24 protein-coding genes and 3 pseudogenes are annotated in these 25,935 nt (G+C 67.6%); 18 read left to right on the plus strand and 9 right to left on the minus strand.

The features are described 5' to 3' along the window. Nucleotides 1-153: 153 nt before the first annotated feature. The 5 genes from D9598_RS19395 to D9598_RS19415 all read right to left on the minus strand — a co-directional run bounded on the left by D9598_RS19395 (nt 154) and on the right by D9598_RS19415 (nt 6,935). The gene (locus tag D9598_RS19395) at nt 154-528 is read right to left on the minus strand and encodes a hypothetical protein (RefSeq protein WP_198368146.1); all 375 of its coding nucleotides are present in this window, start codon (nt 526-528) and stop codon (nt 154-156) included. 68 nt (nt 529-596) lie between these two features. Further along, nucleotides 597-3,842 (minus strand): efflux RND transporter permease subunit, encoded by a 3,246-nt coding sequence (locus D9598_RS19400; RefSeq protein WP_198368147.1) that lies wholly within the window; start codon nt 3,840-3,842, stop codon nt 597-599. Nucleotides 3,843-3,857: 15 nt separating this feature from the next. Continuing rightward, nucleotides 3,858-5,111: an efflux RND transporter periplasmic adaptor subunit gene (locus D9598_RS19405; protein ID WP_198368148.1), complete on the minus strand. Its 1,254-nt coding sequence runs from the start codon at nt 5,109-5,111 to the stop codon at nt 3,858-3,860. Further along, the gene (locus D9598_RS19410) at nt 5,111-6,433 is read right to left on the minus strand and encodes a TolC family protein (protein ID WP_198368149.1); all 1,323 of its coding nucleotides are present in this window, start codon (nt 6,431-6,433) and stop codon (nt 5,111-5,113) included. Before D9598_RS19410 ends, D9598_RS19405 begins: the two co-directional genes overlap by 1 nt. Before the next feature lie 85 nt (nt 6,434-6,518). Further along, nucleotides 6,519-6,935, minus strand: a complete 417-nt coding sequence (locus D9598_RS19415; protein WP_198368150.1) for a hypothetical protein — start codon at nt 6,933-6,935, stop codon at nt 6,519-6,521. 285 nt (nt 6,936-7,220) lie between these two features. Between D9598_RS19415 and D9598_RS19420 the strand changes: the two genes are divergently transcribed. From D9598_RS19420 to D9598_RS19435, 4 genes are all read left to right on the plus strand, one after another. Next, the gene (locus D9598_RS19420) at nt 7,221-7,805 is read left to right on the plus strand and encodes a hypothetical protein (protein WP_198368151.1); all 585 of its coding nucleotides are present in this window, start codon (nt 7,221-7,223) and stop codon (nt 7,803-7,805) included. 162 nt (nt 7,806-7,967) lie between these two features. Beyond that, a complete protein-coding gene (locus D9598_RS19425; RefSeq protein WP_198368152.1) occupies nt 7,968-8,738 on the plus strand; it encodes a response regulator transcription factor in 771 nt (256 codons plus the stop codon). Continuing rightward, nucleotides 8,735-10,060, plus strand: a complete 1,326-nt coding sequence (locus D9598_RS21670; protein ID WP_198368153.1) for a HAMP domain-containing sensor histidine kinase — start codon at nt 8,735-8,737, stop codon at nt 10,058-10,060. Before D9598_RS19425 ends, D9598_RS21670 begins: the two co-directional genes overlap by 4 nt. A 155-nt stretch (nt 10,061-10,215) precedes the next feature. After that, nucleotides 10,216-10,545 (plus strand): hypothetical protein, encoded by a 330-nt coding sequence (locus D9598_RS19435; protein ID WP_198368154.1) that lies wholly within the window; start codon nt 10,216-10,218, stop codon nt 10,543-10,545. Nucleotides 10,546-10,845: 300 nt separating this feature from the next. On the opposite strand, the gene D9598_RS19440 is transcribed toward D9598_RS19435, so the two are convergent. Continuing rightward, a complete protein-coding gene (locus D9598_RS19440) occupies nt 10,846-12,498 on the minus strand; it encodes an ISL3 family transposase (protein ID WP_198368177.1) in 1,653 nt (550 codons plus the stop codon). A 290-nt stretch (nt 12,499-12,788) separates the two neighbouring features. On the opposite strand from D9598_RS19440, the gene D9598_RS19445 reads away from it, so the two are divergent. The 4 genes and pseudogenes from D9598_RS19445 to D9598_RS19460 form a co-directional block, all read left to right on the plus strand. Then, nucleotides 12,789-12,929 carry a hypothetical protein gene (locus D9598_RS19445; RefSeq protein WP_198368155.1) on the plus strand — a complete coding sequence of 47 codons (141 nt, stop codon included), beginning with the start codon at nt 12,789-12,791 and terminating at the stop codon, nt 12,927-12,929. 185 nt (nt 12,930-13,114) lie between these two features. Then, entirely contained in the window at nt 13,115-13,564 is a 450-nt protein-coding gene (locus tag D9598_RS19450; RefSeq protein WP_198368156.1) for a Crp/Fnr family transcriptional regulator, read from the plus strand. A gap of 29 nt (nt 13,565-13,593) precedes the next feature. Continuing rightward, nucleotides 13,594-14,379: a recombinase family protein gene (locus tag D9598_RS19455; protein ID WP_198368157.1), complete on the plus strand. Its 786-nt coding sequence runs from the start codon at nt 13,594-13,596 to the stop codon at nt 14,377-14,379. 468 nt (nt 14,380-14,847) lie between these two features. Next, nucleotides 14,848-15,735: pseudogene (locus tag D9598_RS19460) on the plus strand (cation diffusion facilitator family transporter); the annotation flags it as partial. A 195-nt stretch (nt 15,736-15,930) separates the two neighbouring features. On the opposite strand, the gene D9598_RS19465 reads toward D9598_RS19460, so the two are convergent. Then, entirely contained in the window at nt 15,931-16,371 is a 441-nt protein-coding gene (locus tag D9598_RS19465; protein WP_198368178.1) for a DoxX family protein, read from the minus strand. 53 nt (nt 16,372-16,424) lie between these two features. Beyond that, nucleotides 16,425-17,002 (minus strand): annotated as a pseudogene (wrbA, locus tag D9598_RS19470) (NAD(P)H:quinone oxidoreductase); the annotation flags it as partial. A gap of 286 nt (nt 17,003-17,288) precedes the next feature. On the opposite strand from wrbA, the pseudogene D9598_RS21260 reads away from it, so the two are divergent. The 10 genes and pseudogenes from D9598_RS21260 to D9598_RS19520 form a co-directional block, all read left to right on the plus strand. Further along, nucleotides 17,289-17,600 (plus strand): annotated as a pseudogene (locus D9598_RS21260) (c-type cytochrome); the annotation flags it as partial. 500 nt (nt 17,601-18,100) lie between these two features. Continuing rightward, complete coding sequence (locus tag D9598_RS19480; RefSeq protein WP_198368158.1) at nt 18,101-18,667, plus strand: cupredoxin domain-containing protein; 567 nt, start codon at nt 18,101-18,103, stop codon at nt 18,665-18,667. 45 nt (nt 18,668-18,712) lie between these two features. After that, a complete protein-coding gene (locus D9598_RS19485) occupies nt 18,713-20,668 on the plus strand; it encodes a copper resistance system multicopper oxidase (RefSeq protein ID WP_198368159.1) in 1,956 nt (651 codons plus the stop codon). A gap of 5 nt (nt 20,669-20,673) precedes the next feature. Beyond that, the gene (locus D9598_RS19490) at nt 20,674-21,432 is read left to right on the plus strand and encodes a copper resistance protein B (RefSeq protein WP_198368160.1); all 759 of its coding nucleotides are present in this window, start codon (nt 20,674-20,676) and stop codon (nt 21,430-21,432) included. A 14-nt stretch (nt 21,433-21,446) separates the two neighbouring features. Then, complete coding sequence (locus D9598_RS19495) at nt 21,447-21,896, plus strand: plastocyanin/azurin family copper-binding protein (protein ID WP_198368161.1); 450 nt, start codon at nt 21,447-21,449, stop codon at nt 21,894-21,896. Next, nucleotides 21,883-22,650 carry a response regulator gene (locus tag D9598_RS19500; protein ID WP_370592089.1) on the plus strand — a complete coding sequence of 256 codons (768 nt, stop codon included), beginning with the start codon at nt 21,883-21,885 and terminating at the stop codon, nt 22,648-22,650. Before D9598_RS19495 ends, D9598_RS19500 begins: the two co-directional genes overlap by 14 nt. Next, nucleotides 22,647-23,882: an ATP-binding protein gene (locus D9598_RS19505; RefSeq protein ID WP_198368163.1), complete on the plus strand. Its 1,236-nt coding sequence runs from the start codon at nt 22,647-22,649 to the stop codon at nt 23,880-23,882. The genes D9598_RS19500 and D9598_RS19505 overlap by 4 nt, the downstream gene beginning before the upstream one ends. 10 nt (nt 23,883-23,892) lie before the next feature. Next, nucleotides 23,893-24,366, plus strand: coding sequence for a DUF411 domain-containing protein (locus tag D9598_RS19510; RefSeq protein WP_232477455.1), 474 nt, complete (start codon nt 23,893-23,895; stop codon nt 24,364-24,366). Between the two features lie 179 nt (nt 24,367-24,545). Continuing rightward, nucleotides 24,546-24,920 (plus strand): hypothetical protein, encoded by a 375-nt coding sequence (locus D9598_RS19515; RefSeq protein WP_198368179.1) that lies wholly within the window; start codon nt 24,546-24,548, stop codon nt 24,918-24,920. 132 nt (nt 24,921-25,052) lie between these two features. Continuing rightward, the gene (locus D9598_RS19520; RefSeq protein ID WP_198368165.1) at nt 25,053-25,505 is read left to right on the plus strand and encodes a hypothetical protein; all 453 of its coding nucleotides are present in this window, start codon (nt 25,053-25,055) and stop codon (nt 25,503-25,505) included. Nucleotides 25,506-25,603: 98 nt separating this feature from the next. On the opposite strand, the gene D9598_RS19525 is transcribed toward D9598_RS19520, so the two are convergent. Continuing rightward, entirely contained in the window at nt 25,604-25,804 is a 201-nt protein-coding gene (locus D9598_RS19525; RefSeq protein ID WP_198368166.1) for a heavy-metal-associated domain-containing protein, read from the minus strand. Nucleotides 25,805-25,935: the final 131 nt, after the last annotated feature.

Genomic DNA, 25,935 nt, shown 5'->3' on the forward strand with positions numbered 1-25,935 from the left:
CAAGGACCCACCGTGGTCCATCCGGGCAGGTCGTTGGCACCTCCAGCCGCTGGAGGTTCAACCCTTAAAAGCCCTTCGGCTCCCTTCCACTCAGGCACGTGTCCGTGAAGTCAGGCAGCCGCCCCACCAAGCGAGCGGGGCGGCATTCAACGCTCAGTAGCGCGCCTGGCCGCTGCGCCCGGCCGGGTTCTTGACCTGCAGGGTCACGGCGGCGCCTCGCGCGGGGGCGCTCGGAGCTGTCCCGGCCAGGGTGTTGTCCGTCCCCGGCGCCAGCTGGACGACCTGGCGGGCCTGGCCGGAGCCGACGAGCGCGGACACCGTGTAGCCCGCCGACGGCACCGGCTTCCCGGCCTCGTCGTAGAGGTGGACCGTCAGGGTCCGGTCCGAGACGATGAGTTCGGCGTGCACGCCGACGACGTCCTGCATGCGGCCGCCATGGGCGCCCTGGTCACTGTGGCCATGCGCCTGTGCCAGCGCGCCGGTGGAGATGGAGGCGGCCGCCAGGGCCGCGAGAAGGATGGTCCGCACGTTTGATGTCCTCGTTGGTTGGTGGACTGTTGTCGCCGGGAGGGGCTGGGACGCCCCTCCCGCCGGATTCACTCGGCCGCGGCGTGCCGCGCCCCGGCGGGGACGGCGTCCTCCGCCACGGGCTTCTGGACACGGCCGAAGCGCACGTAGAGCGCGGGCAGCACCAGCAGGGTCAGCAGGGTCGCGCTGATCAGGCCGCCGATGACCACGGTGGCCAGCGGCTTCTGGACCTCGGCGCCCGCGCCGGTGGCGAGCGCCATGGGAACGAAGCCGAGCGACGCCACCAGCGCCGTCATGGCCACGGGCCGCAGGCGGGTCATGGCGCCCTGGTACACCGCGTCCCGCAGGGACAGGTGCCCCTGCTGCATGAGGCCCTTGATGGAGGTCGCCATCACCAGCCCGTTCAGCACCGCCACGCCGGAGAGGGCGATGAAGCCCACCGCCGCCGGGACGGAGAACGGCATGTCCCGCAGCCAGAGCGCCAGCAGGCCGCCCGACAGCGCCAGGGGCACGCCGCTGAAGACCAGGAGGGCGTCGCGGACCGAACCGAGCGCCGCGAAGAGCAGGATGATGATGAGCAGGAAGCAGGCGGGCACCACGACGCTCAGCCGGTCGCGGGCCTTGGCGAGGTTCTCGAACTGGCCGCCCCAGGTGATGGTGTAGCCGGGCGGCAGCTGGACCTGTTCGTTCACCTTCGCCTGCGCCTCGGCCACGATGGAGCCGATGTCGCGTCCGCGGGCGTTGGCCTGGATGACCACGCGGCGCCGCCCCTGCTCGCGGCTGATCTGGTTCGGCCCCTCGACCACGTTGAGGGTCGCCAGCTGCTGCAGCGGCACCGAGGCGGCGGGCCTGCCCGCCACCGGCGGCAGCGGCACCGGCAGGTTCCGCAGCGCCTCGAGGTTGTTGCGCAGACTTTCCCCCAGGCGGACGACGATGGCGAAGCGCCGGTCGCCTTCGTAGACCATGCCCGACTCCCGGCCGCCGACCGCCGCCGCCAGCACGGCCTGGACGTCGGCGACGCTGAGGCCCCTGCGTGCGACCTCCGCGCGGTTCACCGTGACCTCCAGGAAGGGAAGGCCCGTCGCCTGCTCCACCTTCACGTCCGCGGCGCCCTCGGTGCCGTTGAGGATCTGCGAGATCTGCCCGGCCACCTGCAGCATGGGGCCGTACTCGTCGCCGAAGACCTTCACGGCGAGGTCGCCGCGCACGCCCGCCAGCAGCTCGTTGAAGCGCATCTGGATGGGCTGGGTGAACTCGAGCGCGTTGCCCGGGATGCCCGCGACCGACTGCTCGATGCGGCGCACCAGCTCCGCCTTGGGCAGCGACGGGTCGGGCCACTGGTCGCGCGGCTTGAGGATGATGAAGGTGTCCGAGGCGTTGGGCGGCATCGGGTCGGAGGCCACCTCGGCCGTGCCGGTCTTGGAGTAGATGATCTGGACCTCGGGCAGGCGCGAGATGCGGCGCTCCAGAACGGACTGCATGGCCTGGGACTGCTGCAGCGAGGTGCTCGGGATGCGCAGGGCCTGCATGGCGAGGTTGCCCTCGTCCAGCTGCGGGATGAACTCCTGCCCCAGCCGCGAGAACAGGCTCAGCGACCCCACGAACAGCAGCGCGCCCACGGCGATCACCGGCAGCGGCGCCCGCAGCGCGCGCCCGAGCACGGGAGCATAGACGCGCTTGAGGCCCCGCACGATCGCGACGTCCTTCTCCTGCACCCGCCCGCTGATCCAGATGGCGATGAGGGCCGGGACCAGGGTCAGGGAGAGGACGAAGGCGAAGGCCAGGGCGATGATGACGGTCAGCGCCATCGGGATGAACATCTTGCCCTCGACGCCCGTGAAGGTGAGCAGCGGGGCGTAGACGAGGATGATGATGCCCTGGCCGTAGAGCGACGGCCGGATCATCTCCTTGGCGCTGTCGGCGACCGTCTCGAGGCGCTCGCCCAGGGTGAGCAGGCGTCCCTTCTCGTGCTGGCGCTCGGAGAGGTGGCGCAGGCTGTTCTCGGTGATGATGACGGCGCCGTCCACGATCAGGCCGAAGTCCAGGGCGCCGAGGGACATCAGGTTGGCCGAGATGCCGCCGCGCACCATGCCGAAGGAGGTCAGCAGCATGGTGATGGGGATGACCATCGCCGTGATGATGGCGGCCCGGATGTTTCCCAGCATCAGGAACAGGATGACGACGACGAGGAGCGCGCCCTCGCCGAGGTTCTTGGCGACGGTCTTGATGGTGGCGTCCACCAGGATGCCGCGGTCCAGCACGGCCGTGGCCTCGATGCCGACCGGCAGGGTCCGCTTCAGCTCGTCGACCTTGGCGTGGACGGCGGCGGCCACGGTGCGGCTGTTCTCGCCGATCAGCATCAGCGCGGTGCCGACCACCATCTCCTGGCCGTTGCCGCTGGCGCTGCCCGTCCGCGGGGCCTGGCCGATGGAGACCCGCGCGACGTCGCGGAGGAGGATCGGGGTGCCCTCGCGGGTGGTGACGACCACCTGCTCCAGTTCCGCCACCGTGGCGACACGCCCGCCCGAGCGGACCACCAGGCCCTCGCCGCCGCGCTCCACGTAGCCCGCGCCGGTCGAGACGTTGTTGCGCTCGATCGCGGACGCGAGGTCGCTGAAGCTCAGGCCAAGGGCGATGAGGCGCCCGGGGTCGGGCTGCACCACGTACTGCTTGGTGTAGCCGCCGATGGCGTCCACGCCCGCGATGCCGGGCACGTTGCGGATCTGGGGCCGGATGATCCAGTCCTGCACGGTCCGCAGGTAGGTCGCCCGGTCCGCCTCCGTGGCCAGGCGCTCGCGCTCCGGCGTCAGGTAGCTGCCGTCGGCCTGCCAGCCCGGCGTGCCGTTCGGCTTGACGTCGCCCGGCGTGCGGTCGGCGAAGCGCACCGTCCACATCGTCACCTCGCCGAGGCCGGTGGAGACCGGCCCGAGACGGGGTTCCACGCCCTCAGGCATCGCCTCTCCCGCCTCGATCAGGCGCTCCAGCACCTGCTGGCGGGCGAAGTAGATGTCGGTGCTCTCGGCGAACACCGCCGTGACCTGACTGAAGCCGTTGCGGGAGATGGAGCGCGTGCTCTCCAGCCCCGGGATGCCCGCCAGCGCGGTCTCGATCGGGAAGGTGACCTGCTTCTCGATCTCGTAGGGCGAGAGCGAGGGCGCGACGGTGTTGATCTGCGCCTGGTTGTTGGTGATGTCCGGCGTGGCGTCGATGGGCAGGCGCGCGAGGGACCACGCGCCGATGCAGGCCGCGATGACGGCCAGCAGCACCACCGTCCAGCGGTTGCGGACGGAGAAGTCGAGGATGGGTCCGATCATGTCAGGTGATGCTTCTCAGTGCGCATGACCGGCTTCGGACTTGCTGAGCTCGGCCCGGAGCGAGAAGGCGTTGCCGACCGCGATCTCCGTCCCGGCGTCCAGCCCGAAGACGACCTCGTAGCCGTTCGCGTCCTCGCGCCCGAGCGCCACCTCGCGCAGCTCGAAGCCCTCCTCGTTCCGGACGAAGACGACCTTGTTGCCCTCGACCTCCTGAACGGCCTCCCGGGGCACGAGCACGTCCACCGGCTGCTCGGCCGTCGAGAGGTGCGCCGTGACGAAGCCACCGGCCCGCCAGGCACCTTCGGCGTTGGGGATCTCCGCCACGGCACGGGCCGAGCGTGTCTCGGGGTCCAGGACCGGACTCAGGAAGACGATCTTCCCTTCCGCGCGCGCGTCCCCCTCGCCGGTGACGAGGACGGTCTGGCCCTGCCGGGCCATCGGGACGTCCCGCGGCGGGATGGTCATCTCGACCCAGAGGGTGGACAGGTCAGCGACCGAGAAGACCTCCGCGTCGGCGGCGACGGCGGCGCCGAGGACGGCGTTGCGGGCCGTCACCCGGCCCGCGATGGGCGCGCGGAGCTCCAGGCGCCGCAGGGTGGCGGCGGGCTGGCGGGCCAGTGCCGCGACCTCGGCCTCCGACAGGCCGAAAGCCGCGAGCCGGGCACGGCCAAGGTCGACCTTGATGCGGGCGTCCTCGGCCGCGGTGCGGGCCTGGAGGAACTCCTGCTCAGCGGAGATGCGCTGGCGCCAGAGGCGGGCCTCCCGCGCCAGGGTGGTCTCGGCGAGGGCGGCGACCCGGGTGGCCGCCAGGAACTCGCCCTTGGCGTCGGCCACCTCGCGGCTCTCGAGCACCGCCAGCACGTCGCCCTTGGCGACCTCGTCGCCCAGGGTCTTGCGCACCTCGGAGACGATGCCGCCGAGGCGGGCGGTCACCCGCGCCTGCCGGTCCTGGCTGGCGGACAGGACGCCGGGCACGGCCGCCCGGCTTACCAGCACGCCAGGTTGAACCGCGGCGACGCGGATCCCGGCCGCCTCGACCTGCTCGGCGGTCATCTCGATGTGACCTTCCTCGCCTTCGGCGTGCTCTCCGCCCTCGGCATGGCCGTGCCCGTCACCCTTCGGGGCTTCTGCGGGCGCCGGTGACGCCCCGACGGCGGGCGGCACGGGCAGGCCAACGAGGTTGCGGGTAGCTTCGGGGATGGAGGGGAAGACGGTGGCGACCGCGAGCCCGCCAAGGGCGGCCCCGGCCATCAGGGTCATGCGGAGCATCAACGCGCACTCCTGGTCTGGATGTTCATGGGCTGGGGCGGCGCGGCGGGCGCCTCGCCCCGCAGGCGCTGCACGGCCGCGCGGATGGTGTGGAAGTCGCGGTAGGCCTCGACCAACTGGGCGCGGGTGTCCGAGAGGGCGCGCTGCGCGTCCAGGACTTCCAGGAAGCCGAAGCGGCCCTCGCTGAACCCGCCCGACGCGAAGCGGGCCGCCTGCTCGGCGGACGGCAGGGCGGTGCGGCGGAGGCTCTGCACGGTGCGCCAGGCGAGCGCCAGGCGCTCCTCCGCGGCGACCAGTTGGGCGACGAGCGCGCTGCGCCCCCGCTCGGCCGCCGCCTCGGCCTGGGTCAGTTCGGCGTGGGCCCGGGCGATGCCGCCCTGGTTGCGGTCGAAGAAGGGAAGCGGGATGGAGGCGCCCGCGACGAAGGCGGTCTCGCCCGTGTCGCCGAACCGGCGCACGTCGGCGTTCACGGTGAGGTCGGGCACCGCGTTGGAGCGCTGCAGGTTCAGGTTGGACCGCTGCTGGGCGATGGCGGCGTCCAGCCGGGCCAGCTCGGGGTTCGCCGTCAGCCGGGCCAGGGGACCGGCCTGCGCAGGGCGCGTGGGGGCTGGCCCGATGTCCTCGAACCAGGGTTGGCGCGGCGCCAGTGCGACCCGCGGCACGCCGATGAGGACAGCCAGGTCAGCCAGGGCGATCTCGACCTCGCGCTGAGCCCGCTCGGCGGCGATGTCGGCGGTGACCCGCACGACTTCGGCCCGCTCGGCCTGCAGGAGCGGGTCACGGCCCGCCTCGACCCGGCCACGGGAGGCCCGCAGCGTCTCGGCGGCGAGGCGTGCGCGCCCGCGCTCAACCTCGGCCAGCCTGTTCGCGGCCTCCGCCGCCGCCAGGGCGGTGACGACCTCGCGCGCGACCTCCAGCCGAACCCCGTTGAAGTCGAGCTCGGCCACGGCCGTGTTCCGGGCCGCGTAGTCCATCCGGGCGCCGCGCTTGCCGCCCAGCTCGATGCGCTGGGACAGGCCGATCGTGGTCTCCAGCGTCGTGAAGCCCCGGTTCTCGTTGCGGCCGCCGAAACCGCCGAAGTTCTCGAAGGAACTGTTAAGCTCCGGGTTTGGGCGCAGCCGCGCCTGCAGGGCGTCCGCCTGCACGGCCTGCCGGGCGGCCCCGGCACCCCGGAGCGCGGGGGACACGTTGAGCGCGGCCTCGACCGCCTGCTGGGGCGAGGTGATGGTGAGCGGAGCTGCGGCCGGGTGAGCGTTTTGCGCGCGGGCCATGACCGGGGCGGCGGCGAGGACCGCCGCCAAGCAGAAGACCTTGATTGTCATCGAAGCACCTGAAAAGCGAGCCGTAAGCAGCCCACACAGGTGCTCCCTCAGGAGGCCGTGCGTGGCCGACAGGGACAGGCAGGCTTCAGGCGCGGGGTGGTTTGGTCAGCAGTTCCGACGGTCCGGGCACGAGGGCGTGCGCCGGGGCAAAGGAGCTTCTTGAGGAGGCTTCGTCGGCCGGTGGACACGTGGCGACGGCGGACGAGCGGAGCAGCGCGACATGGCCGCAGAACGGGCCGCTGCCGTGACCCGGCAGCGTGTCCGGCCAAGCCGGGGGCTCCTCGTCCACGCCTTCGGAGAACACGGCCTCGATGGCGGCCATCGGTCCACCCGCCGCGTCGTCTGCCGCGTGTGCGGGCATGACGGCGAGCAGGATTGCCAGCGCGCAGAAGATCGCGATGATCCCCGCGCGAAGCGCCGACACGACCGACGATGTGCCTTTGGTCCACATGCCAGGAGCCGGACTAGTCGATTTCATCGGGCCTGTCACGCAAACGAGCATGTCCGCTCCTGGCCCCGCATTGCCTGAAGCCCAAGCCCACGCTTGGCGGATGGGCTTCGCCCGAAGCGTGGGCCTTGGGCGGGGAGCGGAGACAGGGGGCATGCGGGCCGGAACTTCCTCCTCGGGACGCCCGCCATCTACCACGCGTCGCCGCCCGGGCTACCCGCCATCTGGCGCCGTCACAAAACGATGCGCCTCCGTCAGCGGGGCATGAAAAACCGCCGGTAGCCTTTCGTCAGCGGCACGGGCAGCGCTCCTGCCCGCCACCTGGAAAGGATCCCTATGATGCTGAAGTTCGCACTCGTGGCAGGCGCGTTGATGGTGGCCTCCACCGGCCTGTCGGCCCAGGAAGCCAGCCTTCGCTGCCCAGCGCCGGGCAGCAAGGTCGAACGGACCAACCTACCGACGATCACTTATCGGGGCGCCGACCCCGCGTCCCCCCTTATCTGCCTCGACCAGGCGCGCCAGCCGCGCTTCCTGGGCTACTGGAGCACGCAGTCGGCCTTCTTCAACGCCGGGGGCAAGCAGCTCCTGTCGACCTTCGCGGAATGGAAGGGCGGCCCGAGCCGCGTGGTCAACATCGACTACTTCGGCAGCGATCGCTACGGCAACAGCACCACCGTCAACGAGAAATGGCAGATCCTGGGCCAGGAGCAGGCCGACGTGCGCGCCGGGTCCTTCGACGCCATCAAGGTGCGCCGGGCCTACTCCGTCGTGGGGACAAGCTACACCTTTACGGAAACCCTCTGGATCGACCGGGCCAGCGGAATGCCTGTCAAGTCCGTCGTGGACCACTTGAACGCCACCATGAGTCCCGACGTGACCAGCTGGCAGGCCACCGAGGTGATCACCCGTTCGTCGGGCTCCTGACCACCGCATCTGAGGATGGGACGGGAGCTGCTCGACGCCACTAGGCGCGGGCAGCTCCTTCTTTGTGACCAACGGCAATAGACAGTAACTTGCTTCCGGCGGCAGCGCAGGTGATGGCTCCCGGAAACACCGCGAAGTAAAACCGGACCAAGCGCCAGAAGAATGAAGAACCCGGAGCCAAGTTATATCATAACGAACACCGACGATCCGCCCGTGTTGTCCGGCGAGGGCTTCAGCATCCTCCTCGTCGAGGACAATGGCGACCTCCGCGCCCTGCTGCTCCAGATGCTCCGGCGGAGCGGGTTCCGGGCCAACGGGGCGAGGAACGCCGTCGAGATGCGGGAGATCATGGAAGGCAGCCATGTCGACCTGCTCCTCCTCGACGTCATGCTCCCCGGCATCTCCGGCTTCGAGATCTGCCGGGAGATCAGGGCGAGGAGCGCGGTGCCCATCATCCTGCTGACCGCCCTCGGCGAGGCCCACGACCGGGTCATCGGGCTCGAACTGGGCGCGGACGACTACATCGTGAAGCCGCCGGACTCGCGGGAACTGGTGGCGAGGATCCGCGCCGTGCTCCGCAGGCGCCAGCGGATGAGCCCGGAGGAGCAGGACGCCAGGCGCGACCGGGCGGAGTTCCGGGGTTGGCTGCTGGACACCCGGCAGCGCGAGCTGACGGCCCCGGATGGCAGCAGGATCGAGCTCACCAGCGGCGAGTACGACCTGCTCCTCGCCTTCGTGGAGCGCCCCCAGCGCATCCTCTCGCGCGAGCAGCTGCTCGACATCGCGCGCGGCCGGGCGCTGGGCGGCCTCGAGCGGTCGGTCGACGCGCAGATCAGCAGGCTCCGCTCCAAGCTCGGCGGGCGCGGCGAGGAGATCATCAAGACGCTCCGGGGCGCCGGGTACATGCTCGCCGCCCCGGTGAGCTGGCGGTGACGGCGTCTCGACGCCCGCGGTGGCTGAACTCCTTCGCACTGCTGATCCTCGCGCCCGGCGCGCTGGCGCTCGTCGTGCTCCTCGGGGTCAGCCTCGCCCTGCACGGCTACATCCTCCGCGGGGCCGCCGAGCGCGGCGCGGCGGAGGTGGCGGTGTCCCGCATCTACTCGACGGTCCGGCAGATCGCCTCGCTCCCACCCGGCGAGCGGCCAGGCGCCGCCAGGCGCAACTCCACTCCCGACATGGAGGTGGAGTGGTCCGCCCGCACGGCCGTGCCCGACGGCAGCGACCTCGACGACGACCTCAGGGCCATCGTGTCCGGCCCGCCGGAGTGGCGGGCCGTCCGTGTCAGGCTGGATGCGTCCGGCACCTCCGGGAATGTCCAGGACGTCGCGATCAGCGTCCAACTGGCGGACAGCACGTGGGTGAACGCCCGGCTCCGCGCGGTCTCGCTGCTCAGCGCCGACGACATGGCCTTCCGCATCGCCATCATCCTGACGGCGGTGACGCTCCTGGCGCTTGCGGCCTTCGCCTCCCGTCTGGTTGCCAAGCCAATGGCCCTCCTGGCCACGCGTGCGCGGAACCTGCCTGCCGACGGTGTCCTCAAGCTGGACGGGCTGGCTTCGCCCACCGAGGTGCGGGAGGTCGCCGAGGCCCTGGAGGCCGCGACGTCCCGGACCAGGGAACTGCTGCAGCAGCGGTCGCTCGCCCTGGGCGCCCTCTCGCACGACCTGCTCTCGCCACTCGCCCGCATGCGCCTCAGGGCGGAGGACATCGCCGACGGCCATGCCAGAGGCCGGATGCTCCAGGACGTCCGCGAGATGGCCGAGATGGTGACGGACGTCTTGGCCTATCTGCGTGGCGGGGATGGCGGGGAAGCCGCGACGAGGATTTCGTTGGTCTCGCTGGTTCAGGTGGTGGTCGATGAGTGCGCCGAGGAGGGTGCCCTCCTCGAGGAGCGTGACTACCAGGACTCCGCTGTCCTCGCGCAACCGACGGCCCTGAAGCGTGCGATCCGCAACGTGCTCGGCAACGCCATCAAGTACGGGCGCTCCCCCTGGGTGGAGGTGCTCCGGCGCGGGGACGAGGCCGTCGTGGCCGTCGGCGACAGCGGCCCGGGCGTGGCGCCGGGCGATCTCGAGCGGGTCTTCGAGCCGTTCTTCCGGGCGGACGAGGCGCGGGCGGCGGGTGAAGGAAGCGGCCTTGGGCTGCCCACCGCCAAGGCCATCGCCGAGACCCATGGCGGCCGCCTGGAGATGCAGAGCGTCCAGGGCATCGGGACTGTCGTGAAGCTCACCCTCCCGAGCGTCCGGGGAGGCTGACGGCTAGCCTGGGGCGATCGTCCGCCATTGCTGCCAACCGACGCTGCAGCCGCCTTCCCGTAAGAATTCGATGCAGTCCGGTCAGGCCACCGCACGATTGGATCCGTACATCACCGGGGCCAGCGCACCAGGCGCTGTTTACGCAGGAACCGATGATGCCGAAGTCTCGACTGATGTGGGCGGTGACCCTTCCTTTCCTCATGGCAGGCTGCGCGGGCCTGGATGGGTCGCCCTCGTACCCGCGCGTCGTCGCGAGCGGCGAGAACACGATGATCGATTACGGTCCAGGTCCGAGGAACAACATCGTCGGTGGCGGCGCTGTCGCGTTGTCAGGCGGGGCGGGCGAGAACCTCACCATCACATACTTCGACCGCTCCAAGGCGCAGATGCCGCCAGCTGGCATGACCCCGGTCTTTGCCGGGCAGGGGGAGAACACGGAGATTGTGTGGGTTCCGATGCCGTCTAGCACTCTGGCCGCGCGGTGAGTTCGCGGTCATCCCGGTGCTCTGCCGAGCGCCGGGCATCGACATGGCTCGTGCTGCGGTGTTCTAGATACGGTAATCGGGTCGGCGTGGTAGCGGAGGCGCTACGGCCGGATGTTCTTCCATGTGACCGTCTGTGGTCATGAGCTGAGGGAGGCACCGAGATGACCCACTACGCCGGAATTGACGTCTCACTGGAGACGAGCAGCATTTGCATGGTGGACGCCCAGGGAGTGATCCGGCGCGAGTTCAAGGTGGAGTGATCTTCCCCTGATTTGATGGTTCTCCCGCATTTTGCGTGGATCAGGCAGCGATAAGGACGCGGCGACGGAGCAGCGCGAAGCTGGCGCGGCCATACATGGTGCGTTTTAGCATCTTCAGCCGACTGATCTGCCCTTCTGCTTGCGCGTTGCTCCACGACGTCGTCAGTGCCGCCTGGACCGCCGTCCTGTCCTGCGCCAAGCCGGCCGCGAAGGTTTCCAGCGCCGCAACACCGCAGCTCCGGGCCTCCAGGAGCCATCTGTCGAGTTCGCCGGCAGCATCCGCCGGCCGCTCGCTATTCAAACCGCAGGCGCGGATCAGCATCGTGAACCGCAACGCCATATCGGCGACCTGTGCTGCCTCGGCATCCTGCCGAATGCGGCCGAGGTCGGCCGTGGCGCGGGGCGGCCGCGTCGCGTTCGGCTGCACCAAGATCCAGGCCAGCTGCTTCGGAGAAGGGAGCGGTGCTTTGACGAGCTTGGCACTCGGCGCCCCGGTCAGCGGCAGCCATTTTCGGGCCGTGCGCGGCGCCGGCTTTGCGCGTCGTTCAGCGACGAAGCGGTGCACCTGCCGGTGGGTCCCCGCGAAGCCCTGGCCGCGGATCTCGCGCCAGAGCGCCATGGCATTCTCGCAGCCCTCGGCCATGCGATGCTCCAGATGAGCGAGGTAGGGGTCGAGGCGAGACGGATTGGGTCGGCGAATGGCCCGCTCCGGGAAGCTCTCGGCCTGGGTGTACTTCCGCACGGTTGCGCGCGCCAAACCTGTGGCACGGGCGATCGCCAGCAGGGTCTCGCCTGCGAGATGACGTTGGCGCACATCCTCATAGGACATCAGCCGGCGAGCGCGGCTGTCGAGGCTGGTGGCGATCTCGGCCGCGCTGCGGTGGTAGGCACGCAGGCGCTCTCCAGGCTGTCGTCCGTCACCATCGGGCAGAGCGGGCAGCTGCCTCAGCCGGCCATGAACGCGGCCGAGCCAGCGCTCGAGAGCCTGGCGCATGTTGAGGAGGAGATGCCATCGATCGGCGACCTGGAGCGCGGCCGGCGCACCGACGCTCACCGCTCGAGCGTACTCGGTCGAGCGGTCGCGGGCGACGATCTGGATGCCGGGATGTCGACGCAACCACGCGGCGACGGTTACCCCCGACCGGTCAGGCAACAGGTCGATCGGGCATCGTCGTTCGAGATCGACAAGGAGCGTGCCGTAGGTTCGACCCTTGCGGATGGCCCAGTCATCGATGCCCACGGCTCGCGGCGGATCCGATCTCGGCAGCGGGAGGCGATGCACGAGGCGCAGGATCGTATCAGGGCTGGCTTGCATTCCCAGATGGCCGGTCAGGCGAGCGCCAGCCTCGCCGCCCATTGTCAGCCCGATCCGGGTCTGAGCCTGCGCGAGGCGACGGGTCCGACGCGCTTGCGGCAGCATCAGCCGTGGGAGAAGCTCGGCAAATGTGCGACGGTGGCAGGTGGGATGATGGCAATAGAAGCGTCGGATACGCAGGCGCAGCGTCACGGGCTGGCCAAGGCTCGGCAGGTCGGCTGGACGGCGATCGTAGCGGCTGTGAATGGCAGAGCTGGATGTGCCACAGTCCGGACACCGACCATGGGCACGGCGCGCATGCGCGACGACGACGAGGCGACCGTTGGTCCGGATGACGCGTTCGATGGCGCAGCCAGGTAAGGATGAGCACAGGATCATCCGCCTCGTGAAGCAGTCTGCGCCGATCTTGTCACCGCGACCGTTCCACGCAAAGTGCGGGAGAGCCACCAATTCGAAGGAAGATCAGTGCGCCGCGCCATCCTCGACCGGTTGTTCAGCCACCTCGCCACGCCGATCCGATGTCCGCACTGCCGACGCAGGTTCCTAGCACCTCCGTCTAAAATGCCCAGGTAGTGCTAGGTTTCGTGGACCTTCGGACGGACCAGTTTCGGGTCCACGGTCACCCCGAACCTGCGTTCCTGCAGCGTCTGGACGAGACGCTCGGCCAGATGCAGGCTGTGCTGATGGACGAGGGCTGCTCCGTCCGCTCGGCCCTGCTGATCTGCCGGGAGGCGCGCGAGATCGCGCGAGAGGAGTGGCGGCGGGTCTCTTGTAGGTGGAACCCGATCAGAAAGCCCTCCAGCATCTGAAGGCGCCTCCCTGGGCGATTTCGCACTTATTTTCGTTGCCAGGGAACACTAAGATTTATCTGCCACCGAGGTTCTCCGGCACAGACCGCTGAGGACGCTTCGCGCTCCCGCCGACCGCTCCGTCGCTGGAGCCTATCATGAACTCCCCTCCATCATAGGCCCAGCGATAGGATCCAGCCCATGGCTTGCAACATCAGCAAGTGGCGCGCACCAGCGCCTGCGACGGACGCCACGGGATCAACGCGCGTCTGGCCCGCTGCCTGCTGATGGCGCACGACCGGGCCAAGGGCGACACCTTCGCGATAACCCACGAGTTCTTCGCCATGATGCTCGGGGTGCGCCGCGCCGGGATCACGGTGGCGGCCGGGCTCCTCCAGCAAGGGGGGCGCATCCACGACGAGCGAGGGCGGATCACGGTGATGGACCGGCCTGGCCTGGAGCGCGCCGCCTGCGAGTGTTGCGGCGTAATGCGCCGCACTTTGGACCGCCTCCTCGCGGTGCCAACGGGTGCATCGCCTCTCATGTGCCCTGAGAGCCTAGGCACCCGCCGGAAGCGGATTCCTGACTGGATTTTCACCCCAGAGCGGCTGGCGGAGCCGCAGAACCGTTTGGCCAGGAGGCGTGCTCAGTCTTAATTTTAGCGCGGAGAGACAATGTTCAGCGAATGGCCAGAACAACCAAAAATTGCAGACCTGAGAATGGGTCTGAAGATCGGCGTGCTGTTGGATATCTGCGCATCAGTTTCAGGACGAAGGTCGGGGAACGGCAGGACAGCGACCAGCGCCAGCGCGAGGCTGTGACGCAATACGCCGCTCGCGTAGGCCTGGAGCTGGTGCAGGAGTTTTCCGACGTCGATGTGTCGGGTGCCGATCCTGTGGAGGGCCGCGAGGGTTTCAAAGCGCTGCTGGTCTATGCGCGGGAGCAGGGCATCAGCACGATCATTGTCGAAACAGCCAGCCGATTTGCCCGCGATCTCATCGTTCAGGAGACGGGCTACGTTCAGGAGACGGGCTACATCCTGCTGACCAAGCAGGGCTTTCGCATGATCGCGGCGGAGAGCCCTAGCACCTTCACGGCGGACACGCCGCCAGCAACATTCATTCGGCAGGTCTTGGTTGCGGTCAGCCAGTTCGAGAAGGCGCTGCTGGTGGCCAAGATGAAGGGCGGGCGTAACCGGGCTTCGGCGGCAGCAGGCCACCGGGTGGAGGGGAGGAAGGGCTACCACAAGACGCATCCGAAGCTGGTGCAGGAAGCGAAGCGGCTCGCGCGCCAGAACCCGAGAACCGGAAAGGTCCGAAGCCTGCGCGAGATCGCCGCGGAGTTGGCCAAGCTGGGCTACCTTACCAGCACGGGCAGGATGTTCTCACCGTTGCAGGGCAAGGGCCTGCTGAACCCGGCCTTGCGCTGGAAGGTCGTGAGGGAAGCGAAGGAAACAGAACTGGCAGCTTGAGTGCGCCAGCCGAGACCACATTCCATGCGATCACGGTGGCCGCTGTCGCGACCAATGCATGGGGGTAAAGGCGGTACAAGCGTTGCTGGTTTTATGCCGCGCCGGACGCGGTTTGCATCCGCCAGCGTGTTGCTCGTGGAAAGCGCGCTTTTCACGACTCTGGTGAGAACCTGATCAGGATCAGCCTTCAGACCGCCAAGGGGCTTGGGTGTAGCCTCGTCAACATTGTCGAGCTTATCTTACAAGTTTCTGATTCTGTTTGTATAATTGACTCGATGAGTGGCCTGAGGATACTGCCGCTTTTCGGGGAGTAGCCACCGCCAGCGAGGCGGGACCGGGTCAACATGCTCGCGCATCATGGTGCGCGTGGTCCGGTAAGCCGCACGCGCGGCCCGGCAAGACCGAGACGTGCTACGGCGTACTGGGCATTCCTTGGGCGCCTCTGCTTCGCCCGCCTGAGGACTGGCTATGAACCGCACCATCACAATCGCCTGGGGCAGCCTGGGTGTGAGCGTCGTCGTGTTGACGTTGAAGTTGGCGGCCTACTGGGTGACGGGCAGTGTGGCCCTCTACTCGGATGCTCTGGAAACCATCGTCAATGTCGCGGCGGTTTGTGCCGCTCTGTTCGCGCTCTGGTACAGTGCGCTTCCCGCTGACGCGAACCACCCCTACGGGGCACTACAAGGCCGAGTATCTCAGCGCCGTGATTGAGGGCGGGTTGGTCCTGGCCACCGCCATCCTGATCGTGGTCGAAGCATGGGAAGGCTGGCAGAACCCTAAGGCCCCGGACACACCTTTGCTCGGCCTCAGCCTCAACGCATTTGCCGGGGCGATCAATCTTGGTTGGGCGCTGGTGATGATCCGGGCTGGCCGACGCTGGAAGTCACCCGCCCTGCTCGCGGGCGGCAAGCATGTCCTGACGGATGTCTGGACCACGGCTGCGGTGCTGATTGGCTTCGCGCTCGTTCCCCTCACAGGATGGACCCGCCTTGATCCAGCCATTGCCGCTGTGGTCGCAGTCAACATTCTCTGGACAGGCTACGGCGTTCTGCGAGAGTCGATCGGCGGTCTGATGGACGAGGTTACCAATCCGGAGTTGCTGGCGAGAATCCGTGCAGTGATCACAGGGCAGGCCGCAGGCGCTATCGAAGCACATGATGTGCGGGCACGCATTGCAGGCCGGATGACCTTCGTTGAATTCCACTTAGTGGTGCCAGCGCGGATGGCCGTCGAAGATGCTCATGAGAGCTGCGACCGGATTGAGCACGGCCTCCCGACGAAGTTGAGGATGCCGTGATCCACATCCATGTCGAACCGGAAGGCAAAGCGAAGCACCAAGGCATTCTCGTTCTGTCCTGCAGCCAACGAGTGCCCGCTCCAGCAATTCCGCCCGGATCAGTGCGTAGAGCAGGGCCTCGGCCAGCATCGCTCCTTGCCGGGCAATGTAGCCCTGCTCCTCGCGGGTATAACGCTCAGCCTGACGAGCGAGGGTTTGTCAGGGAGCGCTGCTGCCGACCAGTCGTGCTGCCCATGCGGCGGCCATCGGCAAGCTCACCGGGGCAGCGGCGCCGATCGGCCCAGCGCCGCGTCGACCGAGTAGCGGCCAGGGCCGGTGACGTAGAGCAGCAAGAAGCCGCCGATGATGCTGATGTTCTTGTAGAAGTTGATGGCGTTCCCGTACCGGGCGGCGCCCGCCATGGTCCAGAACGGGTGCCCGATGAGCCCTGTCCCCAGCGGGTAGAGCGCCAGCAGGAGGGCCAGCGGGCGCGTCCAAGCACCCACGGCGACCGCAAGTGCGATGAAGACCTCGACCAGGATCACCACCAGGGCGGCGGCCGAGGGAACAGGAAGGCCCATTTGTGCCATGTAGCCGACCGTACCGCCGTAGTCGGTGAGCTTGCTCCACCCGAACACGACGAAAAGCACGATGAGTAGGATGCGGGCGACGAGGAGAACCTCGTCCCTGTCCCGCTCGGCACCGAACGTCGCCATGATCCTTGTTCCTCTGCTTCGCGCTGCTGGTCAGGCGGCCAGCATGGCGGTGATCCGGCCACGTGGCGATCGAGGAAACGGGCGCCTTCCAACTCGTTCTCGACTCGTTCTCGGTGGGCTGGCGTGAGCCGTCGCCCGCGGCGATTGTCGTGGCACCGTAGGGCGTGCCTCCGGTCACCTCATCTAGTCTGAGCTGGCCCTGGAAGGAGTAGGGCAGACCGACGATAATTATGCCTTGGTGCAGCAGGTTGGTGTGGATGCTCATCAGCGTGGTTTCCTGCCCACCGTGCTGGCTGGCCGTGGAGGTGAAGGCCGCGCCCACCTTGCCGATCAGCTTGCCCTGTGCCTAGAGACCGCCGGTTTGATCCCAGAAGTTGGCCATCTGGGAGGACATACGACCGTAGCGGGTGCCAGTGCCGACGATGATGGCGTCATATTCGACGAGGTCGGCAGGCTTGGCTATCAGCGCGGCCTGGTCGAGCTTGTAGTGGCTGGCGCGCGCCACCTCCTCGGGTACGAGTTCGGGAACGCGCTTGATGTCGACCTCGGTGCCCGTAGCGCGGGCTCCCTCGGCGACGGCGATGGCCCCTCCCAAGGGCCGCGGCCGCCAAGACTGAGGCGCCTCAGAAATTGCCTAGGATACGAGCGGCGCCTGCCTCCGCCGCCCCGCCCCCGATGTTGGGCGCGGCGCCATCATTGAGCCGGCTGAAGGAGAGAGAGCGGTGATGGGACAACGTGGGGGCGTGTGGGCGCAGCGAAGACTGGTGCTCACCGCCATCATTGCCCTCTTCTCTGCGGCAGGCGGCGCTGTCTGGCTCGCATGGCATAGCCGGTGCGGCTTGGCGCCAGACACGATCAATCCGGGCGATCCAGTGCAGGTTGCGCTGGGCCGCCGCGTCTAAGCTGAACAGTGTGCGCAGTGTCACGGCACGAAGCTCGAGGGCCAGCCGAACTGGCGGTCGCGCAGGCCCGATGGAAGACTGCCTGCGCCGCCCCGCGACGTTTCGGGACACACTTGGCAACACGGGGACGCGGTGCTGTTCCGGATCACCCGGGAGGGTACCTCGGCAGTTGTCGGAGGCGGCTACGAGAGCGACATGCCGGGCTTCCGAGGTGTCCTGTCAGACGCCGACATCCGGGCAGCGCTCGCTTTCATCAAGAGCACCTGGTCTGATCGCGAGCGCGGCTTGCAAGAACGCCAGAGCCACCTCGAAAGGCAGCCGCCGTGACAACCTGACCAAGGCTCCGGGAGGCTGACCGACAGCTCTGGATGCTTCCAATGACGATTTCCCCGGATGTGCGCCAGGGGATGTGTCCCGGCGCGGAGCGCCTCTGCCGTGCTTAGGGTTGACCGGGTGCCGCCAGTGCGCCACGGCATGCGGGAGGCTCGGGATCGAGGACGGGCATCCAGAGAGGCGCCGATGTTCGGCAACTGTTCACTCGCCCACCTTTAGAATTCCTGCATGGACGGGGCTGACCCGGTCGCTGTGGGGAAATGCATCAAGGAGTTGACTGGACCGGTGCGGCTACATCCTACCGGTCCAGGATGGAACGCCGTCTCGACCGCGCACCAGAAACAAGTGGCACGTTAGGAAGGCACACCATCCTGAAATATTTTGTCATACTTGAGCAATCTAGCGTTCTTAATTGAGCGCTAGCTCATCTCCATGACCTGCGCGGGGGCGGACTTGGTCCGCTGGCTCGTCAGGTATCACATGGGGTGAGATGAATGGGTTTCCGCACCAGTCTGGCGACTGCAGCACTGATGGCTCTGGGCGTCGCCGCAATCAACGTGTCCCCCGCCGTGGCGGACTCCGCCTACCAAGCTTTCGGTACTCGCGGCCGCGCCCAAGACGTCAAGCGCACCATTGATGTCGTCATGCGGGACAACTCATACCAGCCGCAGCGCATTCAGGTTCGGGCGGGCGAAACTGTGCGCTTCCGCATCCGGAATGCCGGTGAGCTTCTGCACGAGTTCAACATCGGCACTGCAGCGATGCATCAGCAGCATCAGCGTGAAATGCAGGCCATGTTCGAGAGCGGGATGATGACCGCGACCAGCATGGCGCCCATGGCAAACATGGATCATTCGAAGATGCCGAACATGGATCATTCGAACATGGGGCACGGCAATATGCCGATGCGCCATGACGACCCGAACGCCCTTCTGGTTGAGCCCGGCAAGACAGGCGAGATGATCTTCAAGTTCACCAAGGCCGCCACCCTGGAGTTCGCCTGTAACATCCCGGGCCACTACGAGTCCGGCATGGTGGGCAAGGTGGACTTCGCACGCTGAACCTGGACAAGGCCTCGGCTGGCCGCCTGGAGTGAGAAGAGAGTGATGCACGACAGAACCTTGAGCAGGCGGCAGGCGCTGGGCCTTGGCGTGGCTGCCATGGCGTTCCCGGCCGCGCGCGGCGCCCTGGCGCAGCCCGCCGTCGGGCGGGCGATGCCGCGCGAGTTCAACCTGACCCTGTCCCACGTGACGGCCAACATCACCGGGCGCCGCCGCCCGGCCATGGCCATCAACGGGCAGATCCCCGGCCCCGTCCTGCGCTTCCGCGAGGGTGAGGAGGTGGTGATCAACGTCATCAACCGGCTGCGCGAGCACACCTCGATCCACTGGCACGGCCTGATCCTGCCGAGCAGCCAGGACGGCGTGCCCGGCATCAGCGACGGCTTCCAGGGTATCGACGCAGGCGGGACGCACCAGTACCGCTTCCCCCTCGTCCAGGCCGGGACCTACTGGTACCACAGCCACTCGGGCCTGCAGGAGCAGTCCGGGATCTACGGTTCCATCGTCATCGATCCCGCGACGCCGGAGCCCTTCGGCTACGACCGCGACTACATCATCCAGCTGTCGGACTGGACGGATGAGACGCCGAGCCACGTGATCGCCAACCTCAAGCGCGACCCTGGCTACTACAACTATAACAAGCGCACCCTGGCCAGTCTGATCGGCGAGCTCCGCCGCGCACCCGATGCTGCGGCCCGCTCGGCCATCCTCTCTGACCGCATCATGTGGGGCGACATGCGGATGGACCCGACCGACATCGAGGATGTCGGCGGCTACACCTATCTCGTCAACGGCCACCCTCCAGCGCAGAACTTCACCGCGCTGTTCCGGCCGGGCGAGACGGTGCGCCTGCGCTTCATCAACAGCGGCGCCATGTCGCATTTCGACGTGCGCATCCCCGGGCTCGAGATGACCGTGGTCCAGGCGCACGGCAACAATGTCCGTCCGGTCACAGTGGACGAGTTCCGCATTGCCCCGGCCGAGACGTTCGACGTCCTTGTGCGCCCCCGTGACGGACGCCAGTACCAGGTGCTGGCCGAAACCATGGGCCGCCAGGGCTTTGCGCAGTTCAGCCTGGCCACCCGGGAGGGCTTGCCCGCCCTGCCGCTGCCGCCGCACCGCCCGCGCCCCGTGTTGACCATGGCCGACATGGGCATGAACTACGGGCCCAGCGGCCTCGACCGCGGAACGCCGATGCCGGAGGTGGACGCCCCGGGCCATGTCGCGCCGATGGACATGGGCGGGATGGACCATTCCGCCATGCAGATGCCCGCCGGAAGTGCCCAGGGCATGCAGGGCGGCTCCATGGGTGGCATGAACCATGGAAGCATGGCTGGCATGGACCACTCCTCCATGCCCGGGATGGACCACTCGGGCATGGCCGGGATGAACCACGGTACCATGGGCAGCATGCCGGGCATGGACCACGGCAACATGCCCGGCATGAATCATGGCGCGGCGGGCGCCGGTGCCATGACCGGAATGGATCACGGCGCCATGGGCCATGGCGGCATGGCGATGCCGGATCCCTTGGTGAACGATGTGGGTGCGCCGCCAGGCGCCCGCGTGCTGTCCTACCGCGACCTGCGCGCCGCCCAGCCGCTCTACCCGGTGCGGGAGCCGACCCGCATCATCGAAATTCGGCTAACCGGCAACATGGAGCGGTATTTCTGGTCCATCAACGGCAACAGCTTCAGCCAAGCGCAGCCGATCCAACTGTACCTCGGGGAGCGGGTTCGTTTCCGGTTCGTCAACGAGACGATGATGGCCCACCCCATGCACATCCATGGCATGTGGATGATCCCGCAGGTCGGCAATGGGGCGGAGAATCCGCTGCTGCACACGGTGAATATCAAGCCGGGGTCAACCTTGGACATTGATATGGAGGTCGATGCGCCCGGAGGGTGGGCCTTCCACTGCCACATGCTCTACCACATGGAGACTGGCATGATGCGCAAGATCTCCGTCGTGACCTCTCGTCAAACCGCCTCCGCAGGATGAAGCACATGCCAGGGATGAACTTCGAGCGGATCGGGTTGGCTGTGGGGACGGCCATCATGCTGGCTTTCGGGGCTGACACTGCCCGCGCACAGGCGATGCAGCACAGCACCGAGCCGCCCTTCAGTCATGAGGTTTACACCGGCGCGGTGCTGTTCGAGACCTTAGAGTACGGCTGGGGCCTGGACGGTCCCAACATCGGCCGCTGGGATGGGCAAGCCTGGTACGGCGGCGACACGGATCGCGTGTGGTTGAGGACGGAAGGCGAGACCACACGCAGCGGGCGCGTCGAGCAGGCGGAGCTTCAGCTGCTCTACTCGCGTCTGCTCGGCTACTACTGGGACATACAGGCTGGTGTCCGCTATGATATTCGGCCGCTTCCGAACCGCGCCTATGGCGTCATCGGGCTGCAAGGGTTAGCGCCCGGGCTGTTTGAGGTCGGCCTTCAGGGCTTCGTCAGCCAGGAGGGGGATCTGTCCGCACGGGCCGAAGTTTCCTACGATGTCTACATCACGCAGCGGCTTGTGCTCCAGCCGAACGTGGAGGCCAATTTCGCACTTCAAAAGGTCCCGGAACTGGGTGTCGGCAGCGGCATAAATGACGTGGAAGCCGGTTTCCGCCTCCGCTACGAGGTCACTCGCGAAGTGGCGCCCTATATTGGGATCAACTACGAACGCAAGATTGGAGATACTGCCCGCTATGCTCGCGAAGAAGGTGAGCAGGTGGGAGCGTGGAACTTCGTAACCGGCGTCCGGTTGTTCTTCTGACAAAGGCGTTTGGGATGATCCGCTTCCTCTTGACTGCGATGCTCGCTACTACCAGCCTTTCCGCTGTTGCGGCGGAACCCGCTGCGACCGTGCGAGAGTTGAACCGTGGCCCTGGGCAGGACGAGACCTTCGCCTATGACCCCGCCATTATCAGAATTCCTGTCGGCGGCTCCGTCCGCTTTGAGCCCACCGACAAGGGCCACAACGTCACCCCGATCCAATCGCTGTGGCCTGCGGGGTCCCCGCCGGTCACGGTGCCCTTCAACGCCGAAGGAACGGTGACCTTTGAACGGCCCGGCGTTTACCCCGTGCAGTGCACTCCCCACACGGGATTGGGAATGGTGGCGCTGATCGTGGTGGGAGATGCCGACCTAGCTGCATTTGCGCCGCGCGTGCCATCGGCTTCCGGCCTCGCGCCTAAGGCCAAGGCCAAATTGAGTGCTTTGGCAGGTGCAGCCGGTTAGCCCTGCAGGCGAGCGGGAGGGGCGGGGCAACCCGCTGCTTCCCGATGCGCACATCCTCGTTGTCGAAGACGATGGCGAAATGCGCACCCTTATCGCCAAGTTCCTCCGACAGAACGGCTACCGGGTCACCGGCGCCCGCAATGGCGCCGAGATGTGGGACACCCTGTCGCTATCCTCCGTGGATCTCGTGCTGCTCGACGTGATGCTGCCAGGCCAGTCGGGGCTCGACCTCTGCCGGGCACTGCGCGCGAAGACAGAGGTTCCCATCATCATGGTGACCGCTCGGGGAGAGGAGGCGGACCGGGTCGCGGGACTCGAACTGGGTGCCGACGACTACATCCCCAAGCCTTTCAGTCGCCCAGAACTGCTGGCTCGCATTCGGGCCGTGCTGCGGCGCGCCCAGGCCGGAACAGGGCGTACCGGGGTGACGATGGGAGACCGGATGACCTTCGCCAACTGGGTGCTTGACACCCGGAGGCGGGAACTTACAGCGCCTGACGGCTCGGCCGTCGACCTGTCGAGTGGCGAGTACGACTTGCTCTTAGCGTTTTGCGAGCACCCACAGCGCGTCTTGTCGCGGGACCAGGTGTTGGACCTCGCCCGCAACCGGATCTCGGACAGCGTCGACCGCTCGGTGGACGTCATGGTCAGCCGCCTCCGGCGCAAGCTGGAACCGCTCGCTGATAGCCCTTCCATAATCAAAACGATTCGCAGCGCTGGTTACATGTTCGTCCCGACCGTTACGCGCGGATGAGGCGGCTGCTACCCAGCACCCTGGCTGGTCGCATCATCCTGGTGCTGCTGGTCGGCCTGATGGCCTTCCACGTCGGCAGCCTATGGCTGCACCAGACGGGCAGCGACATCCTGCTGGGCCGCACGCAGCAGAAGGTCACCGCTGAGCGGGTAGCCGCCGCCGCCCGCGCCATCGGCATGGTGCCGCAAGACGCCCGCGAGGCTGTGGCGCAGGCCCTGTCGTCGCCGGGCTTCCAGGTGCGCTGGCAACCCGGTGGGGCGGCGGGCGCCGTTGCAGCGCAGGATCTTGCCCATACGGACCACCTGGAGGCGGAAGGCACGGTCAACCTGCCGGATGGCAGCCACCTCTGGTACCACGCCGACCCGCTGCAAGGGCAGCCGGAGCACGCGACGCTGCTCTCCACCACCGCGATGGCGTTGGGCATCCTGGTGCTGGGCCTGCTGGTGGTGCGCCTCATCGCGCGGCCGCTGCGGGAGCTCTCCAACGCGGCTGACCGCATCGGCAGGCCGGGGCAGACGGTCACTGTGCCCGAGGAGGGGCCCCGGGAGGTCCGGCAGGCGGCGCAGGCCTTCAACCGCATGCAGGCGCGCATCGACCGCCTCATCGCCGACCGGACCCAGGCGCTGGCGGCCGTCAGCCACGACCTCCGGACCCCCCTGGCGCGGCTGCGGCTGCGCGCGGGCTTCCTGGACGATGCCGAAACGCAGAGGCAGATCGACGCCGACCTCGACGAGATGGACGCCATGATCGGCTCCACGCTGGCCTACCTGCGGGGCGACGAGGAGCAGGAGGAGGTGCGCTCCGCCGACATCGCGGCGATGCTCCAGACCCTCTGCGGCGATGCCGAGGACATGGGCAAGTCGGTGATCTATGAGGGACCACCGCAGGCGCGGCTGCTCTGCCGGGCCATCACCCTGAAGCGCGCCTTCGCCAACATCATCGACAACGCGGTGAAGTACGGCAGCTCGGCCCGGGTCACGCTGGCCGACCAGGGGCGGGAGCTCGTGGTCCATGTCGACGACGCCGGGCCCGGGGTGCCGGAGGAGCAGCTGGAGCGCGTCTTCCAGCCCTTCTACCGCCTCGAGGAGTCCCGCAACCGCGGCACCGGCGGCTCTGGCCTCGGCTTGGCCATCGCCCGTCAGGCGGTCGGCCGCCATGGCGGATCGGTGACGCTCCAGAACTGTGCGGGCGGCGGCCTGCGCGCCAGCATCCGCTTGCCCAGACCTGCCTAGGAGAATGACGATGTCCCCCTGGAGCACACGCCGGAACCTCACGATTGGCCTGCTCGGTCTGGCCGTGCTCCCCGCCGCCTGCGGCGGCCCGCCCAAGGTGGAAGCCTGGCGGGACCGCAACTGCGGCTGCTGCGGTGGCTGGGTCGCGCACCTGCGGGCCGAGGGCTTCGAGGTGGACGACAAGGTGGTGGATGCCGTCGGCCCGCACCGGCAGGCGCTCGGGACTCCTTCCGACCTGATCTCCTGCCACGCGGGGAAGATCGGCCGCTACGCCCTGGAGGGCCATGTTCCCGCAGCCGCCCTCCGGCGGCTGCTCAAGGAGAACCCCAAGGGCGTTGCCGGGCTCGCGGTGCCCGAGATGCCGCTCGGCGTGCCGGGCATGGAGGTACCGGGAGCGGAGCCCTCGACCTATGACGTCGTCGCCTTCGGCCGGAACGGCGCCTGGCGGCCGTGGATGCGCTTCCGCGGACTGGAAGCCGTATGAACGCGCCCTCCACCGTCCCCGCCTGCAACATGCCGCCTCAAGGCGTGTTGCCACTCCACGCCTTGCAGGACGCGCCGGTTACGGCCTTTGACCGCAACCTCGTCGTGCAATGTCGTCACTCTGACCTGCCGCGGCGGGTCGGGGTGCCTGCCGAACCCCTGCCACCCCAAGGAGGGCACATGGTCCACACTGCCAAAAAAGCGATTGGCAAGGCCGCGCTGACTGCAACATTGCTGCTCGGCATCTCCGCGTGCGCGCAGCCCGGAGGCCCCCCGGCGGCGACCCCGACCTCGTCGCAGATGTCCTTGCCGCCCACATCCACGACGCCACCCGGAACCTCCGCCGCCCAAGGCAGCGTGGGCTCCATGCCCGGTCACAACATGTCCGGCATGCAGGGCCACAACATGGGCGGCATGCAGGGCCACAACATGGGCGGCATGAACATGCAGCAGATGATGCAGCACTGTCAGCAGATGCGGGCCCAGGCTCGGCAGGGCACGCTGTCGCCGCAGATGCAACAGATGATGCAGCACTGCCAGATGATGAACCATTGACTGACACGGCGGAGCACATAGGCGTGCTCCGCCAACCTGCAGCGCGCAGATGGCGGTTCTGGAAGCGCCAGCCGTGATCTCTGAGGCGTTATGCAAGAACTGGAAGTAGGCACAAGAGCGCGTTGTCATTAAATGAAAGACTGGCGCAAAATCGCAGACATAAACGCGCCCTATTCTCTTCAGGTGCCGGAAAGAACGGCAAGCCTGATTGAGGAGTTCGCTATGACGCCGCGCAGTAAGTCCGCAATCTTTGCGCTTTCTCTCATTGCTGCAGTTGGCGGTTCCGCGGCAGCGGCTTACGCCAATGGCCCCATCGAAGTCATTGCACAAGGTGAGAACTTCGCCGTGAAGTATCCACCTGGTCATGACGAGAACGTCGCGGGTGGGGGACGTGTCGACGTTGCTGGCCGTGGCGAGAACGTGCGGATCCGCTACCTGGATCCCGAGACCGCACATCCGGTCCCTGGCGTGCCAGTTCCCACAGGCGGCGAGGCGGGCGGTGTCGCCTATATCGCACCTGACCACCACTATGGCCAGCAGACGGCTGCTGTGATGAGTGACCCGCACGTGCGGCATCACATGTAATCTCGAGGCCATGTTGTGTCCTGGGCGGCATGAGCGCGGTCGGAGCATCCAGCTCCGGCCACACTATGCCGCAGTGGGCGGGATGTCGCCCTTGAGGTTCAGGCTGCCACATGGTTGGGGTAACCGGCGTCTTGGATGGCTGCCGCGACGTCAGCCTGAGACACGAATGAGGTGACGCTCACGCACCTGTTCTCGAGGTCGGCGCTGAACGCGGCTGAACCGTCCTTCGCCTTGACAGCGCGCTCCACCTTCTTGGCGCAGCCACCGCATTTCATGCCGGGAACTTCGAAGCGGTACATCGTAATCTCCGTTGCGGTCGATCACCTCGAAGGTGGGGCTTGCCCCCATGGGAAGGTCAAGGTAGCGGAGATATCTCTGTTGCATGTCTTGACCTTCCCACAATGGGAAACTCCATCCTCTGGGAGCAGCC

This window comes from Roseomonas sp. KE0001 (assembly GCF_016107285.1).
Classification (GTDB): domain Bacteria; phylum Pseudomonadota; class Alphaproteobacteria; order Acetobacterales; family Acetobacteraceae; genus Pseudoroseomonas.